Source organism: Streptomyces sp. NPDC049585 (genome assembly GCF_040675615.1).
Lineage (GTDB): Bacteria > Actinomycetota > Actinomycetes > Streptomycetales > Streptomycetaceae > Streptomyces > Streptomyces luteosporeus.
Window position 1 is genome coordinate 1 of the sequence record NZ_JBFAPE010000050.1, and the last position, 13,656, is coordinate 13,656.

Consider the following 13,656-nt stretch of genomic DNA (forward strand, 5'->3'; position numbering starts at 1 on the left):
GTCTTCCGCGGCCTGCTCGACGCCCAGTCCCGCACCGTGAACACCGACATGATGCTCGCCGCCGCCCGCGCACTCGCCGACGTCGTCGCCGGCGAAGAACTCAACGCCAACTACATCATCCCCAGCGTCTTCAACGCGAAGGCCACGGAAGCCGTGGCCTCGGCGGTCAAGCGGGCGGCACTGCAGCTGCGCGAAACGGCCTGAGGGCCTGACGGGCCAAGGGTCTAGGGGACCCCGAGGACGGTGAAGCCCCCGACGGTGAGCGCATCGCCGAGGGCGCTCACCGTGTCGGGGTCGTCGAACCGTCCGTTCACGTCCAGCCCGCTGGCGGCCTGGAAGGCGGTGACGGCCCGCTGCGTCAGGGGGCCGTCCACGCCGTCCTGGGGGCCGGGCCTGAAGTTGAGGGCCAGCAGCGCTCCCTGCACACCGAAGACGTCCGAGAGATCCATCGCGATCTTCTCCGGGGGCAGGGACCCGTCCTCGACGGCCGCGGCGAGGAGGAAGTGGGACCGGTCGAGTTTGTTGCGGATTTTGATGGTGCCGATGTCGGGTGTGAAGTGGCATTCCTCCGCCGCGCCGGTCCAGTTGCGGTCCTTCACGAAGCCTTCGAAATTCGGGAACTTGAAGGCTGCGCCCAGGGCCCAGCACATGCTCATGGTGGCCAGCTGGGCGTTGGCCGGCCACTCCTCGAAGTCGGCGAACGGGCTCGACGCGCCGGTGCCGATGCGGGTGGTTTCCATACGGTCCAGGACCACAAAGACGTGACGGTCGATCTCGCTGTTGTCCAGGTGCAGGAAGGTGAACGGTTTGAAGGCCAGGTGGCCTTGCGGGGCCAGCTCCAGGTGCGCCTTGACCGCGTCCCAGTCGACCGCCACCTGATCCGCCGTCGCCACATCGTTCGTCTTCGTCAGCCACTTCAGTTCCCTGGCCATCACCAGGGACTTCGACCGCTCGTCAGGGGTCGGCGCCGTGTTCGCGTTCTTTGTGGCGTCGATCTTGTTGCCGATGCCCGTGCTGACCCAGCCCTTCTGATCCAGGTACATGAAGTTGACGCGACCTTCGAGCGGATCGTTGAAGGTGATCCAGTAATCGCGAACACTCTGGTACATGAGAAAGCCTTTCGGTCCGGCACGGGCATCGGTCGGTTGTTTCCGGTTGTTTCACGGGGTTTCTTCAGACGACGCCTTCCCATTCACAGCCCGCTTCCGGGTGGCAGTGCCATCCGCGGGAGTCGCAGCAGGGCCAGGGCGGGTCGTTGGGGTCGGACTCGAAGGTTGTCTCCGGGAAGCCGAAGAGCACGGTTTGGTACTCCTCGTCGTACGCCAGGAACATGTAGTAGGCGTACCGGAGCTTCCTGCGGTCGACCGGTTGCCCTTGATCAGGGATGTGGAGCTTCACGGTGCACTCCCTTCCGCCGTCGGACAGGCCCGCGGCGGCCGTGCCGGCCGGGGCCGGCACGGCGTCTCACCGGATTCAGAACGGGAGCGCGTTCATGCCCAGCTTCAGCAGCGAGCTGAACAGGCCACTCGCCTCGACGCCGGGGGACGCCCCGGCGGCGGCGACGGCAGCGGCCGTGCTCCGTTCCACGGGCGGCGACTGCACGGGCAGGTGCAGGCCCACGGGCTCCGGGCGGAGCCGGAGCCCCCTCTCGTAGCACTCGGTCCGGTCGTCCATGGCGTTACTCCTCTCAGAACGGCAGCAGGTCCAGCGCCCCGCCCAGGATCGACTTCCACGGCACCGCGCTGGCCTGGACGCCGGGGGCGTCGGCGGCACCGCGCGGCAGGGCGGTCGCACTGCGCTCGACGGGCGGCGACTGCAGCGGCAGCTGCAGCCCCACGGGCTCGGGACGACGTGTCCGGTTCTCGTTTCGCTCGGTCGGGTCGTACATGACAGTGCTCCTTTCCTTTGTTCTCGATCACTGCATGACGGACGTGGGTCGAGAAATGTCCGTCAGGTCGAAACGCCGTAACGTGCGGCGTAGCACATCTGCCGGGCCATCCCCGGCAGGTCGGCGCAGGGTGTCTTGGCGGCTTCCATCCCGCCGCGGCCGTCCGCGGTGGCCGGTGCGCTCCGGGGCCCCCTGTGCACGGGGCGGGCCTGCACGGGTGGCTGGATGCCCGGGTGCTGTCGGTGGCTGTCCATGGTCGCCTCCTGTCTGTTTCTCTCCGCTTCCTCAGGTCTCCAGGAAGTGGTGGACCGGCACGATGCTGACGCCGAAGGGCTCGCTCACATCGATGGTGAACTGGTAGGTCACCCGCGCCCGCCGGTCATTCTCGGGGTCGAAGAAGGTGATGCGGACTTCCTGGCAGTCGGCGCCCGGCCGGCAGAACGGGCTCTTCGAGACCTTGACGGTGTCCAGGGAGTACATCCGGTCGTTGGGGCCGGGCACGTACTTGGTGGACATCAGTCCCTCCGCGAAGACCTTCGCGAAGAGGAAGGCATTGGTTCCGGCCGCGTTGAGGGCACGGTCGGCGGAGCTCTGGCCGAGGCTGCGGAACTGGTAGTAGATCTTGTCCAGCAGTGCGCGGACGTTCTTGCGGATTTCACCCTCCGACACGGCCAGGCGCAGGAGGTCGGCTTCCGCCTTGACCGCGGCCACCACCGTGTTCACCAGGTCCCGTTCGTTCCAGGTGTACAGGCCTCGGCTCTGGACCTCCACGACCGGGACGACCTGCCCGGAATACAGGCGAACAGTGCGGTCGGTCAGGAATCCCGGAATGGACACCCGGGAAATCAGATAGCTGTAGCCGCGCGGGACCCCCTCGATGTCGACGGAGGGATCGGGCGGGTCCTCGATCTGCGTGACCTGGCCATTGATCGCTTCCCGGAATATCTTGTGGACGCGCGAGACGGGCGGGTTGGTGAGCGCTGTCTGCAGCTCCTGCAGGCGCTTCAGCTGCTCGCTCAGATCCTCGTATTCGTCCTGGCCCTTCTGGGCTGCGCGGGTGGCTGCCGAGTGGCTCGCCGCCTTCTTGATGTCCTCGAACAACGGCGTGCCCCAGTCCACGGCAATGGTGGGCTCGGCCTCGAGCGCGTAGATGGGGGTGCTGTCCAGTACGAGGGTCCAGGTCAGGTTGCTCGACTGCCAGGGCTCCTGCACCAGGTACTCGTACATCTGGACAGGGTCGTACGGCATCGCCGGGTACTCGTGGTCACCGTCCGGATGGGGCACGTGGTGGGCCGGCATCAGCTGGGTGAAGGCGTCCCGGTTGGCCTCGGTGCGGAAGTCGAAGCCGATGGACCCGATGGCGTAGATCGGGGGGCGCCGCGAGGCGGAGCCCGTGGAGCTCCCCCCGCACTGGCAGCCCGACGCGGAGCTTCCGCCGCATCCGCAGGAGGGCCGGATCCCCGGCTCCGCCGGAGGGGGCGCGACCGGCGCCGGGGCGCTCGGTGCCGCCGCGAGGGCCACCCCGCCCGAGCCCTGGGCCGCCGGCACCGGCGCGGACGGAGGAGGTACGGACGCAGGAGGCGCCGACGGCGGGGGCGGCACCGCGGGCGGCGGGTCGGGGACGAATCCCGTCCCGTACGGTGTCCCCGCGGGCTCCGTCTGCTGTGTCACCGGCTCGGCGGGTTCCTGGGGGAACCCGGGGTCGGGAGGCAGGGCTCCCGGCGGGGGAGCTTCGGCTCCGTCGCCCGTTGCGGCATGCATGCGCTCGTTGTCCATGGCACTGTCCCTCTCGCTCGAATCGGATGCGACCACGGGGGTCGAAGGGAATGCACCGGATCCGGCCCCGGGGGTGCTTCCCCGTCCGGTGATGCGCTCGTAGGCCCGTCCGACCCGCATCGCGCCCGCCAGGTGCCGTCGGCACCGGGCGGAGTCGTCGGGAGTGCAGGGGAGGGACGAGGCGGTCTCGAGGATGGCCCTGCCGGCGGCCAGGGGGTCCGCCGGCGCCCCCTGCCGGAGCTGAGCCGTCACCAGCAAGGCGGCCACGCCGGCCACCAGGGGCGTGGCGAAGCTGCTGCCGGTGAGCGCCTGCCGTCCGCCGCCGGGGGCGGCGCCCTCGATGAGCGCTCCGGGGGCCAGCACACCGTTCGTCCGGTAGACGGAACCCCAGTTGTTGACCGCCAGTGGCGCTCCGGTGGCGTCGGCCGCGCCGACGGCGAGCACCGAGGGGACGGCCGAGGGGACCTGCAGGCAGTCGCAGCCGTCGTTGCCGACCGCCGCCACCACCAGCACTCCCCGCTCCTCGCACAGGCGCAGGGCCCGCTGGAGCATCTCCTCCGCCTGGCCGTCCGCACTGCGCTCGCCGCCGCTGATGTTGATGACGTGGGCGCCCTCCTCGACGGCGCGCTCGATCGCCCGGGCGAGATCCAGCTGGGAGAGCGTCCTGCCCTCCGCGTCCTGGAACACCGGCAGGACCAGTCCCCGGCAGCGGGGAACGATGCCGGCGACGGAGCTGCCGAGCCGGCCGAAGAGCAGGCTCGCGACATGCGTGCCGTGCAGGGCCATCGGGCCCCGGCCGACGGGGCCGCCGACCAGGGTGTCCACGCGGGTCAGATCGGCGCCCTCGAAACAGGGATGGGTCAGGTCCACCGGCCCGTCGAGCACCGCGACACACACCGCGGCGTCGCCCTGGAGCTCCTCGGGTCGGTGGTGCAGGTCCCGCAGGACCGTCCTGGCCTCCATCCCGTCCCCTTCCGGTTTTGCCGCCAACTCGGGTCACCGACAGCCTCCCCGGGACCCGTCCCGGGATCGTCGGCGCGGACGTGCCGGGGCCGTTCCGCAAACGTCGCGCGCGTGTCGCCGTGGCGTTTGTGCAGGCCAGAGGGGGTGCCAAGCCCCTCGGCGGAGACGAACAACAGGTGCGTGGGCCTCAGGCCGGTTGCACAGTGGGGAATGTGTCGTGGAATGGTGCATCCCTTGAACTGCTCAAACCGTTCGAGCTGTCCTGTGCCGGCAGCGCGGTTCCCCTGGCCAAGGGGGCTCAGCGTCTGCTGGCATTTCTCGCCCTGCAGAGCGACGGCGCGCACCGGTGCGCGATCGCCGAGCAGCTGTGGCCCGACTGCATCCCTGCCCGAGCGGCGGCGAACCTGCGGTCGGCCCTGTGCCAGGGACGGCGCGTGGGGAGCGACACCGTCATCGAGAGTGCGGGCCAGCGGCTGCTGCTCTCGTCGACACTGCGGGTGGACCTGCACCACGCCTGGGCGGAGGCGCGCCAGATCATCGACGGGTCCATGTCATTGCCCGGGGTCTGGGAAGGGGTCGTCGGCGATCTGAGCCGTGAGTTGCTGCCGGGATGGACGGAGGACTGGTTGCTGCTGGAGCGCGATCGGTGGGACCAGATGCGGGTCTACGCGCTGGAGAGCCTCGCCCAGCAGCTGCAACAGCAGCAGCACTACCTGCCCGCGCTCCAGGCGGCGATGGCCGCCGTGGCCGTCGACCCGTTCCGCGAGACGGCGTACCGCATCGTCATCGAAGTGCACCTGGCGGAGGGCAACGTCGCCAGTGCGATCAGGCGCTACCGGGACTACCGCGCCTACCTGCGCCGGGAGCTCAACGTCACGCCGTCCCCCCGGATGACCCAGCTGATGCGCGACCTCATGCCCACCTGACCGGCCCCGACGGGACCGCGCCGCGCGCGTTACGACTCGATCCCCACGAGCCGGTCGGTCAGGGTCATCAGGCGCTCGCGGGCCGCGGCGTCGTACGTCTGCTCGTGGGCGCGGGTGTCGGTGAACTGGTCGAAGTAGCGGCCCGTCGTGGTCTCCAGGGCCGGGTCGGTGACCAGGCGTACGGTCGGTCGTACGCCCTCGTCGACGGTGGTGACCGGGGTCAGGCCGTACGCGCGCAGGCCGTCGGTGTCCATCAGGTGGGCCGGGTGGAGGGCGTTGACCGTGACGCCGGTGCCGTCGAGCTCGGCGGCGAGTGCGAAGGTGGCCATGAGGAGGGCGACTTTGCTCCGGCAGTAGGCACGCAGGCCCTCGTAGTCGTGCTCCAGCATGACGTCGTCGAAGTCGATGGCTTCCTGGCCGATCGAGGCGACGTTGACGACGCGGGCGGGCGCGGATGCCTTCAGCAGCGGCAGCAGGCCGCGGACGAGGGCGTAGGGGGCGAGGTGGTTCACCGCGAACCGCAGTTCGTGGCCCTGGCGGCTCAGCTCACGGCGCAGCGGCTCGGCGCCGCCGCCCGCGACGGCGTTGTTGACGAGTGCGTCGAGCCGGGGCTCGGCCTCGCGGACGGCGGCGGTCATGGCGTGCACCTGGTCGAGGTCGGACAGGTCGGCGAGGTAGGTGCGCACGTCGCCGCCGGCGGCGAGGGCGGCGGCCTCGGCCGCGACGGACTCCAGGCGGGCGCGGTCGCGGCCGTGGAGCAGGACGGTGTGGCCGCGCGCGGCGAGGTCGAGGGCGATGCCGCGGCCCAGCCCCTGGGTCGCGCCGGTGATCAGAACGGTGGTTCGCTTCATACCGGCGAGTGTGGCCCGGCGGGCGTGGGGGCTGGGGAGAGCGTGGTGAGCCTGGTGGCCACGCCACCAGGCAGCCTCCTGCCCGACGTCAGGTGCTGAGCAGGCGGTTAAAGAAGGACCGGTAGCGGCGCAGGGCCATGCGCAGGGCCTCGGTGTCGGCCTCCTCGCCCTGGCTCCACTGGGCCTCCAGCTCCTGCTTGTGCTGGGCGAAGGTGGCGGCCAGGGTCTGCATGAGGTCGGCGACCAGCGCGTCCGCGGTGTGCACCGCGTCCCGGGGGTCGTCGACGAACCTGCTCTGGGTCTCCTGCCAGCGCCCGCGGAAGTCCTCCTCGTCCTCGGGGGGCAGCAGGCGCAGGCTCTCGCCTTCTTCTTCTGCTGCTTCCCCTTCTTCTGGTTCCTCTTCTTCTGCTTCGCCTTCTTCTACTTCGCCTCCTGCCGCTTCCCCTGCTTCCGGTTCGTCGAGCGGCACGCTCTCGCCCGGGTAGGCGGGTGCCCCTGCGAGGTCCTCCTCCGGCTCGGGTGGTTCTTCGGTGCGGGGCTGGGCGATGTCCTCGGTGGACAGCTCGCCGCCCGTGGCCTCGGGTACGTCGTCGTTGCTGCGCATGATCTTCTCCGTCCGGTCAGGCGTGGGCGCGGTGGGTGCGTCCGCCGTCGGAGAGCAGTTCCTCGAAGAGGGCCCGGTAGTGGACCATGGCACCCCGCAGCTGCTCGGTGGTCACCCTGCTGTGGGTGGAGAGCGCCTCGACCTCGTGGGCCGCACGGTAGTGCTCGAGGGTGCGGCCATGCTCGACGGACAGGTCCTCCAGCTGCTGCTCGTAGCCCTCGGTCGGGTAGCCGCGCTCGCGCATCAGGGAGCTCACCAGCTGGTCCGCGTCGTGGACGGCCGCCTGTGGCCGGTCGACGAACTCCTCCTGCACGCCGTTCCACTGCCGGGCGTACCGCTCGCGCGAGGTGTCGGACAGGGGTTTGATGTCCAGTTCGTCGTGGCGCTTCTCGCGCGCCCTGAGCTCCCGCTCGCCGGCCCGCCGGCTGTCGGCCTGCTCGATCGTCCTGTCGTACTCCGGACCGAAGCGGGTACGCAGACGGCGCCGCGCGAGGAACTTCACCGCCACGGCGATCAGGGCGGCGACCACGACCGCCGGGATGATGATCTCCAGAAGTGTCGCTGTCGACATGGGGCCGCACCCCCTTCCGGTAAGGGTTCCCTCCCTATTCTAGGAACAGAAGTACAATTCTCGACTTTTCCTTACCAAGGGGTTACGAACCCGCTCGACCCGCGAGGTGTCAGGCGGCGGCGAGCACGGCGTCGACGGCGTGCCGCAGAGCGGCCGCGGCACGGGCCGGGTCGTCGAGGTAGCCACCGGTCATGGTGCCGTCGCGCAGCAGGACGAGGGTGTCGGCAGCGCCCTCGGCACGGGGGTGTCCGGCGTCCTGCAGCAACCGGACCAGCCGCGCGCGGAACCAGCGCCGGTGCTCGGCGACGGCCTGACGGACCGGATGTCCGGCGTCGGGGTACTCGGCGGCGGCGTTGATGAACGCGCAGCCGCGGAAACCCGCACCGCAGGCCTGCTTCCCCAGCTCCGCGACGAGGGCGGTCAGCACCTCGCGCGGGCCGCCGGCCTGTGCGGCCAGGGCGTCGGCCCTGGCCCGGACCGCCTGGTCGCGGTCCTCGACGTAGGCCCGCACCAAAGCGTCCTTGGTCGGGAAGTGCCGATAGAAGGTGGCCTTGGTGATCCCGGCCTCGGCGATGAGCCGGTCGACACCGACGGACTGGATGCCCTCCTCGTAGAACAGCCGAATGGCCGCCTCCAGCAGGCGCTCCCGCGGCGGGAGGGCGGTCGGTCGGGCGTCCTGTCGGGTCCTCGGTGCCATGGATTGACATTAACAGAACGGTCTGTCTACCGTAAGCGTCGTCGCTAGGGAGACAGAACGGTCTGTCTCCTTCTTTCGAGAGGACGTCACGCCATGACCCCGCTCTACACCGCCGTCGCCACCGCCCACGGCGGCCGCAACGGTCGCGCCACCACCGCCGACGGCACGCTGGATGTGCACCTGACCCACCCCAAGGAGCTCGGCGGCAGTGGTGAGGGCACCAACCCCGAGCAGCTCTTCGCGGCCGGGTACGCCGCCTGCTTCACCAACGCCCTGCACACGGTCGCGCGCCGCATGAAGGTCGACGCCTCGCAGGCCGCCGTCACGGCCGAGGTGAGCCTCGGGGCCATCGGGGAGGGCCGCTACGGGCTCGCGGTGACGCTGCGCGTCGAGCTGCCCGAGGAGCTGCGCGGCGAGACCGGGAACCGGCTCGTCGAGGCCACCCACCAGGTCTGCCCGTACTCCAACGCCACCCGCGGCAACATCCCCGTGGACCTCGTCGTGGCGTGAGCCGCCGGCCGAACGGGCCCTTCATCGGCAGCAATGCCACGGCGATGACGGCCTGTCACGCCGGGCATCCGGGCGGCCGTCCCTGCCCCTCCCGACGCGCCGCGCCCCGGTGCACTGCAGCGCCTCCGGCGGCGGGTCGTTCCATCCTTGAGGGGTGACGAAGCACTCCGTGGCACAGGGCCCGCCCGGCCGGCCGGTGCCGCAACGTCTGCCGGCCGACTACGCGGGCGCTGTCTACGGCTCCCTGCTGGCCGCCTCGGTCCTGGCCGGCACCGGCGTCGCCGGCCCGTATCCGCGTCTGGAGCTCGTCCTGCTCCTGCTGAGCACGAGCCTGGTGTTCTGGATCGCCCACGGCTACGCCCACCTCGCGGGCCGGCTGGCCCACCAGCCGCTGAACCGCAGGACCGTACTGCAGGCGTACGGGGCCGAATGGCCCATCGCACAGGCGGCCGTCCTGCCCTCGATCGCCGTGGCCGTCAGCCCTCTGCTGGGGTTGGACCTCGGCGGAACGGCGTGGTTCGGTCTGTGCATCGCCGTGGCCGAACAGGCCTGCTGGGGCGCGGCGGCCGTGGCCCGGGCCGGCGCCCCTCGGCACCAGGTGGTGGTCTCCGGCGCGGTCAACCTGCTGATCGGCCTGCTCATCGTCGCGATCAAGGCCGCCCTCGCCCACTGACGGCGCGCCACCGCCCAGGGCAGCGGGGCGGTGTCAGCGGACGAACGTCCAGGTGATCCCGTCGACCACGCCGCGGTCCGTCGGTGCGAGCCTGGCGAAGGCCGGCCGGCCGAGGTCGTGCGGGCGGACTCTTCCCGGCGATGGAAACGCCCGGCACGTGAAAGGTCGAGAGGCAGCCGAAATTCGTCGGCATGCCTCCGGCCGCCGGAACAGGATGGGCACGGCGGGCGACACCACCGCAAGCCTGCACGGCGGTGGTTGTCCGGAAAACATTCTCAAATGCCCGGGGCCCGGCCGGAGATGATGCGTGACATTGACAACGAAGGAGCACGAGCTCTTCACTGCAGCCATTCACTGCGCAGTGGCGACGGGCTGCGGCACTTCCGGGCCGCCCTCATATACCGTCAGCTGTACCGTCCGCGCGCGTCACTTCGCACCGATGCCGCAAGGAGCCGCCGTGAGAAGAAACCGCATCGCCACCTTGCTGATGGCCGTCGTGGCCCTGATCGGCGCGGTCCTCCTGCTGCCCGCCGGCACGGCGAGCGCCGCGGGGCCCTGCGACAGCGCACCCCGCTGGGTCGCCGGGACCTGGTACCCGACGGGCACGGTCGTCCGGTACACCGACGGCCAGTACTACATCGCCGAGCACGACAACCCCGGCTACGACCCCGTCATCAGCACCTGGTACTGGGACCCGTACACCTGCCAGGGCGGTGGCACGCCCGGCGCCTTCCCGGTGAGCGAGGCGCAGTTCCGGCAGATGTTCCCGAACCGCAACGCCTTCTACACGTACAACGGCCTGGTCGGCGCGCTGCGCGCCTACCCCGGCTTCGCCACCACGGGCAGCGAGCAGGTCAGACGGCAGGAGGCGGCCGCCTTCCTCGCCAACGTCGCCCACGAGACCGGCGGGCTCGTCCACATCGTCGAGCAGAACACCGCCAACTACCCCCACTACTGCGACCGGAACCAGCCCTACGGCTGCCCGGCCGGCCAGGCCGCCTACTACGGCCGCGGCCCCCTCCAGCTCAGCTGGAACTTCAACTACAAGGCGGCGGGCGACGCCCTCGGCATCGACCTGCTGCACAACCCCTCGCTCGTCCAGACCGACGCGGCCGTCTCCTGGAAGACCGCCCTGTGGTACTGGAACACCCAGCGGGGCCCCGGCACGATGACCCCGCACGATGCCGTCGTGGGCGGTCACGGATTCGGGGAGACCATCCGCAGCATCAACGGGGCCATGGAATGCAATGGCCGCAATCCCGCACAGGTCCAGAGCCGGGTGGACAGTTACCGGCGCTTCACCGCGATCCTCGGGGTGGCGCCGGGCGGCAATCTGACCTGCTGACCCGGGGCAATAGGCCGAACGGCCCTTCCGTTTTCCCTTCCGTTTTCCCTTCCGTTCCCCTCCTTGTTCCCCCTGGTGTTCTCCCCGGGGCGCCGGTGTGATTCCCGACGGGAATCACACCGGCGCCCCCGGATTCCGGCTCAGCCCGCGGCGGCGCCGAACCACTGCGGCAGCCGGTCCAGCAGTTCCTGCTGGTGCTCGCCCGCCCAGGCGACGTGGCCGTCCGGCCGCAGCAGCACCGCGGGGGCGTCGAGCTCCTCGCTGACGTCGACGACGTGGTCGACCCGGTCCGCCCAGCCCGCCACGGACAGCCGGCCGGTCTGGTCGAGCAGGAGCCCGCGGCCGCCACGCATCAGCTCGTACAGGCGGCCCCGCTTGAGGCGGACGTCCCGCAGTCGCCGGCCGAGCAGGGCGTGGCCCTCGCCGAAGTCGTAGTGGACCCCCACCGCGGTGATCTTCTCGATCAGGTGGCGGTTCACCTCCTCGAAGTCCATCAGCTCCGCCACCAGCCGGCGTACGGCCTGGGCGCCGGGCTCGGTGGACATCAGCGCCATCTGTGCACGGGTGTTGTCCAGGACGTCGGCGGCCACCGGGTGCCGTTCGGCGTGGTAGCTGTCCAGCAGCCCCTCCGGGGCCCAGCCGGCCACCTCGGCGGCCAGCTTCCAGCCGAGGTTGAAGGCGTCCTGGATGCCGAGGTTCAGGCCCTGTCCGCCGGTCGGCGGGTGGATGTGCGCCGCGTCGCCGGCGAGCAGCACCCGGCCGACCCGGTAGCGCTCGGCCTGCCGGGTGGCGTCACCGAACCGGGAGAGCCAGCGCGGCGAGCGGGCCCCGAAGTCGCTGCCCGCCACGGCCCGCAGCTGCTGCCGGAAGTCCTCCAGGGTGGGCGGGACGCTGCGGTCCTCGGCCACTCCCGCGGCGGGCACGACGACGCGGTACACCCCGTCACCCAGGGGCATGAAGCCGAACCGCGTCTGGGTCCTGCGCACTTCGGCCATCACCGCCGTCAGTTCCTCCTGCGGCGTGGTCAGCTCCATCTCCCCCAGCAGCGTCTCGACCCTGCTGGGCTCGCCGGGGAAGGCGATGCCGGCGAGCTTGCGGACCGTGCTGCGGCCGCCGTCGCAGCCGACGAGGTAGCGCGAGCGCAGGGATGTGCCGTCGGCCAGCCGGACGCTCACCCCCTCGTCGTCCTGGTCCAGCCCGACCACCTCGCTGCTGCGCCGGATCTCGGCGCCGACGGCGGTGGCGTGCTCTTCGAGCAGGCGGTCGGTGATGTTCTGCGGGATGCCGAGGACGTACGAGTGCGCCGTGTCCATCCGCTCGGGCCACGGCTTGCCGATGGCGGCGAAGAAGCCGGGGAACCCTTCGTACTTCGTGCCGTTCTCCAGGAACCGGTCCAGCAGGCCGCGCTGGTCCATCACCTCGATGCTGCGCACGTGCAGTCCCAGCGCGCGCACCATCCTCGCCGGCTCCGCCTCCTTCTCCAGGACGACCACGTGCACGCCGTGCAGGCGCAGTTCACTGGCCAGCATCAGCCCGGTCGGTCCCCCACCGGCCACGATCACGTCAATCATTACAAGTCCCCCGTTCCTTCAGGTTCTGGCATCGGCCGGTCATTCTGCGGCACACCGGGGGCCTTGCGGCAAGGCCCCCCATGCGCTATAGGTTGTAAAGGGCAAGAGGTGTTGCCTTTTTCTGCCGGGCTTCTTCCGGGTTTCTCCCGCGGGATCGAAATCCCCTGGCGCCCTGCCCCCGCCCTCCCCTTACGTTGTGCGCATGAAGCCCGCGTTCCCGCTTGTCACGGCCCGTTTGCACCTGCGTCCCTTCACCACCGAGGACACCGACGACGTCCTCGACTACCAGCGGCGGGCCGACGTCGCCCGGTACATGCGCTGGGAGCCGCGCGACCGCGCGCAGTGCGCGCAGGCCGTGGCGCAGATGGCGCGGGAGACACAGCTGCGCCGGTCCGGCGACTGTCTGAGCCTGGCGGTGGTCCTGCCCGAGGAGGGGCGGGTCGTCGGGCAGGTCGAGCTGGTCTGGCTCAGCGAGGAGCACCGGCAGGGCGAGGTCGGGTACGTCTTCAACCCCCGTTTCCAGGGCCGGGGACTGGCCACCGAGGCCGCCCGGGAGGTCCTGCGGCTGGGCTTCGACGAGCTGGGCCTGCACCGCGTCGTGGGCCGCTGCCACGCCCGCAACACCGCCTCCGCCGCGCTGCTGGAGCGGCTGGGCATGCGCCGCGAGGCGCACCTTGTCGGCACCGAGCGCTTCAAGGGCGCGTGGCGCGAGGACTACGTCTACGCCATGCTCCGCAGCGAGTGGCGGGCGGCGACGGGCTGATCCGCAGGGTGGCGCCGGCGGGTCAGGCCCGCGGGCCGTCCTTGGCCGGCGGCAGCAGCTGTGCGAGTTCGTCGAGCAGCGCGACGACCCGCCGTGCGTGGTCGGGGTCCGCCACGGCCCGGGCGATCGCCTCGTCGGCGGGGCGGTCGGCGCGGGCGCGTACGGCCCGGCGTGCGCGGTCGGTCAGGCGGACCAGGGTCCGCCGGCCGTCGGCGGGGTCGGCCGCCGTCTCCAGCAGGCCGCGTTCGCGCAGCCTGCTGACGGATGCGGACACATGGCTCTGGGCGAATCCGGTGCGGGCCACGATCTCGCGGACCGAGCAGTCGGGGTAGCGGAACACGTCCGCGATCACGGCCGCCTCGCCGGGGGTGATCGCGGTGGGTCCGGCCTCGTCGATGACCTGTCTGCCGAGCTCGATCAGGCGCCTGCCGAGGCCGAGCAGCTGCATTCCGTCCATGGCCTGAATATACCCGCCATACATCGGTGCAGATACATCGCTGGCGATGTAATGTGCGGAG

Annotated in this window: 16 protein-coding genes and 1 pseudogene; 6 read left to right on the forward strand and 11 right to left on the reverse strand. The window is 70.9% G+C overall.

Annotated features, from left to right (window positions below; translation table 11 throughout):
* Positions 1–204 (forward strand): annotated as a pseudogene (locus tag AB0K17_RS29080) (NAD-dependent malic enzyme); the annotation flags it as partial.
* A gap of 20 nt (positions 205–224) precedes the next feature.
* Here AB0K17_RS29080 and AB0K17_RS29085 read toward each other — a convergent pair.
* The 5 genes from AB0K17_RS29085 to AB0K17_RS29105 form a co-directional block, all read right to left on the reverse strand.
* Positions 225–1,109, reverse strand: a complete 885-nt coding sequence (locus tag AB0K17_RS29085; RefSeq protein WP_365984799.1) for a peptidoglycan-binding protein — start codon at positions 1,107–1,109, stop codon at positions 225–227.
* 64 nt (positions 1,110–1,173) lie between these two features.
* A complete protein-coding gene (locus AB0K17_RS29090; RefSeq protein WP_365984800.1) occupies positions 1,174–1,398 on the reverse strand; it encodes a hypothetical protein in 225 nt (74 codons plus the stop codon).
* A 75-nt stretch (positions 1,399–1,473) separates the two neighbouring features.
* Positions 1,474–1,674 (reverse strand): hypothetical protein, encoded by a 201-nt coding sequence (locus AB0K17_RS29095; protein ID WP_365984801.1) that lies wholly within the window; start codon positions 1,672–1,674, stop codon positions 1,474–1,476.
* A gap of 13 nt (positions 1,675–1,687) precedes the next feature.
* On the reverse strand, positions 1,688–1,888 hold the full coding sequence (locus tag AB0K17_RS29100; protein ID WP_365984802.1) for a hypothetical protein: 201 nt from the start codon (positions 1,886–1,888) through the stop codon (positions 1,688–1,690).
* Between the two features lie 285 nt (positions 1,889–2,173).
* Positions 2,174–4,627, reverse strand: coding sequence for a S8 family serine peptidase (locus AB0K17_RS29105; RefSeq protein WP_365984803.1), 2,454 nt, complete (start codon positions 4,625–4,627; stop codon positions 2,174–2,176).
* A gap of 212 nt (positions 4,628–4,839) precedes the next feature.
* Between AB0K17_RS29105 and AB0K17_RS29110 the strand changes: the two genes are divergently transcribed.
* On the forward strand, positions 4,840–5,553 hold the full coding sequence (locus tag AB0K17_RS29110) for a BTAD domain-containing putative transcriptional regulator (RefSeq protein ID WP_365969650.1): 714 nt from the start codon (positions 4,840–4,842) through the stop codon (positions 5,551–5,553).
* A 29-nt stretch (positions 5,554–5,582) separates the two neighbouring features.
* Here AB0K17_RS29110 and AB0K17_RS29115 read toward each other — a convergent pair whose 3' ends face one another.
* The 4 genes from AB0K17_RS29115 to AB0K17_RS29130 form a co-directional block, all read right to left on the reverse strand.
* A complete protein-coding gene (locus AB0K17_RS29115) occupies positions 5,583–6,404 on the reverse strand; it encodes an SDR family NAD(P)-dependent oxidoreductase (protein WP_365969651.1) in 822 nt (273 codons plus the stop codon).
* An 88-nt stretch (positions 6,405–6,492) separates the two neighbouring features.
* Positions 6,493–7,008: a hypothetical protein gene (locus tag AB0K17_RS29120; RefSeq protein ID WP_365969652.1), complete on the reverse strand. Its 516-nt coding sequence runs from the start codon at positions 7,006–7,008 to the stop codon at positions 6,493–6,495.
* A gap of 16 nt (positions 7,009–7,024) precedes the next feature.
* Positions 7,025–7,579: a hypothetical protein gene (locus AB0K17_RS29125; RefSeq protein WP_365969653.1), complete on the reverse strand. Its 555-nt coding sequence runs from the start codon at positions 7,577–7,579 to the stop codon at positions 7,025–7,027.
* 109 nt (positions 7,580–7,688) lie between these two features.
* Complete coding sequence (locus AB0K17_RS29130; RefSeq protein ID WP_365969655.1) at positions 7,689–8,276, reverse strand: helix-turn-helix domain-containing protein; 588 nt, start codon at positions 8,274–8,276, stop codon at positions 7,689–7,691.
* Between the two features lie 93 nt (positions 8,277–8,369).
* Between AB0K17_RS29130 and AB0K17_RS29135 the strand changes: the two genes are divergently transcribed.
* The 3 genes from AB0K17_RS29135 (at position 8,370) to AB0K17_RS29145 (ending at position 10,804) form a co-directional block, all read left to right on the forward strand.
* Positions 8,370–8,786: an organic hydroperoxide resistance protein gene (locus AB0K17_RS29135; RefSeq protein WP_365969656.1), complete on the forward strand. Its 417-nt coding sequence runs from the start codon at positions 8,370–8,372 to the stop codon at positions 8,784–8,786.
* A 154-nt stretch (positions 8,787–8,940) separates the two neighbouring features.
* Positions 8,941–9,459, forward strand: coding sequence for a hypothetical protein (locus AB0K17_RS29140; protein ID WP_365969657.1), 519 nt, complete (start codon positions 8,941–8,943; stop codon positions 9,457–9,459).
* A 457-nt stretch (positions 9,460–9,916) separates the two neighbouring features.
* Positions 9,917–10,804, forward strand: a complete 888-nt coding sequence (locus AB0K17_RS29145) for a glycoside hydrolase family 19 protein (RefSeq protein WP_365984804.1) — start codon at positions 9,917–9,919, stop codon at positions 10,802–10,804.
* A gap of 140 nt (positions 10,805–10,944) precedes the next feature.
* Here AB0K17_RS29145 and rox read toward each other — a convergent pair whose 3' ends face one another.
* Positions 10,945–12,375, reverse strand: a complete 1,431-nt coding sequence (gene rox / locus AB0K17_RS29150; RefSeq protein WP_365984805.1) for a rifampin monooxygenase — start codon at positions 12,373–12,375, stop codon at positions 10,945–10,947.
* 202 nt (positions 12,376–12,577) lie between these two features.
* On the opposite strand from rox, the gene AB0K17_RS29155 reads away from it, so the two are divergent.
* On the forward strand, positions 12,578–13,138 hold the full coding sequence (locus AB0K17_RS29155; RefSeq protein WP_365984806.1) for a GNAT family protein: 561 nt from the start codon (positions 12,578–12,580) through the stop codon (positions 13,136–13,138).
* Between the two features lie 22 nt (positions 13,139–13,160).
* On the opposite strand, the gene AB0K17_RS29160 is transcribed toward AB0K17_RS29155, so the two are convergent.
* Positions 13,161–13,595 (reverse strand): MarR family transcriptional regulator, encoded by a 435-nt coding sequence (locus AB0K17_RS29160; protein ID WP_365969662.1) that lies wholly within the window; start codon positions 13,593–13,595, stop codon positions 13,161–13,163.
* Positions 13,596–13,656: the final 61 nt, after the last annotated feature.

Coding starts and splice junctions, on each gene's coding strand:
- AB0K17_RS29135 (WP_365969656.1), top strand. CDS start 8,370: ATGACCCCGCTCTACACCGCCGTCGCCACCGCCCACGGCGGCCGCAAC.
- AB0K17_RS29125 (WP_365969653.1), bottom strand. CDS start 7,579: ATGTCGACAGCGACACTTCTGGAGATCATCATCCCGGCGGTCGTGGTC.
- AB0K17_RS29100 (WP_365984802.1), bottom strand. CDS start 1,888: ATGTACGACCCGACCGAGCGAAACGAGAACCGGACACGTCGTCCCGAG.
- rox (WP_365984805.1), bottom strand. CDS start 12,375: ATGATTGACGTGATCGTGGCCGGTGGGGGACCGACCGGGCTGATGCTG.
- AB0K17_RS29085 (WP_365984799.1), bottom strand. CDS start 1,109: ATGTACCAGAGTGTTCGCGATTACTGGATCACCTTCAACGATCCGCTC.
- AB0K17_RS29160 (WP_365969662.1), bottom strand. CDS start 13,595: ATGGACGGAATGCAGCTGCTCGGCCTCGGCAGGCGCCTGATCGAGCTC.
- AB0K17_RS29105 (WP_365984803.1), bottom strand. CDS start 4,627: ATGGAGGCCAGGACGGTCCTGCGGGACCTGCACCACCGACCCGAGGAG.
- AB0K17_RS29115 (WP_365969651.1), bottom strand. CDS start 6,404: ATGAAGCGAACCACCGTTCTGATCACCGGCGCGACCCAGGGGCTGGGC.
- AB0K17_RS29155 (WP_365984806.1), top strand. CDS start 12,578: ATGAAGCCCGCGTTCCCGCTTGTCACGGCCCGTTTGCACCTGCGTCCC.
- AB0K17_RS29095 (WP_365984801.1), bottom strand. CDS start 1,674: ATGGACGACCGGACCGAGTGCTACGAGAGGGGGCTCCGGCTCCGCCCG.
- AB0K17_RS29130 (WP_365969655.1), bottom strand. CDS start 8,276: ATGGCACCGAGGACCCGACAGGACGCCCGACCGACCGCCCTCCCGCCG.
- AB0K17_RS29120 (WP_365969652.1), bottom strand. CDS start 7,008: ATGCGCAGCAACGACGACGTACCCGAGGCCACGGGCGGCGAGCTGTCC.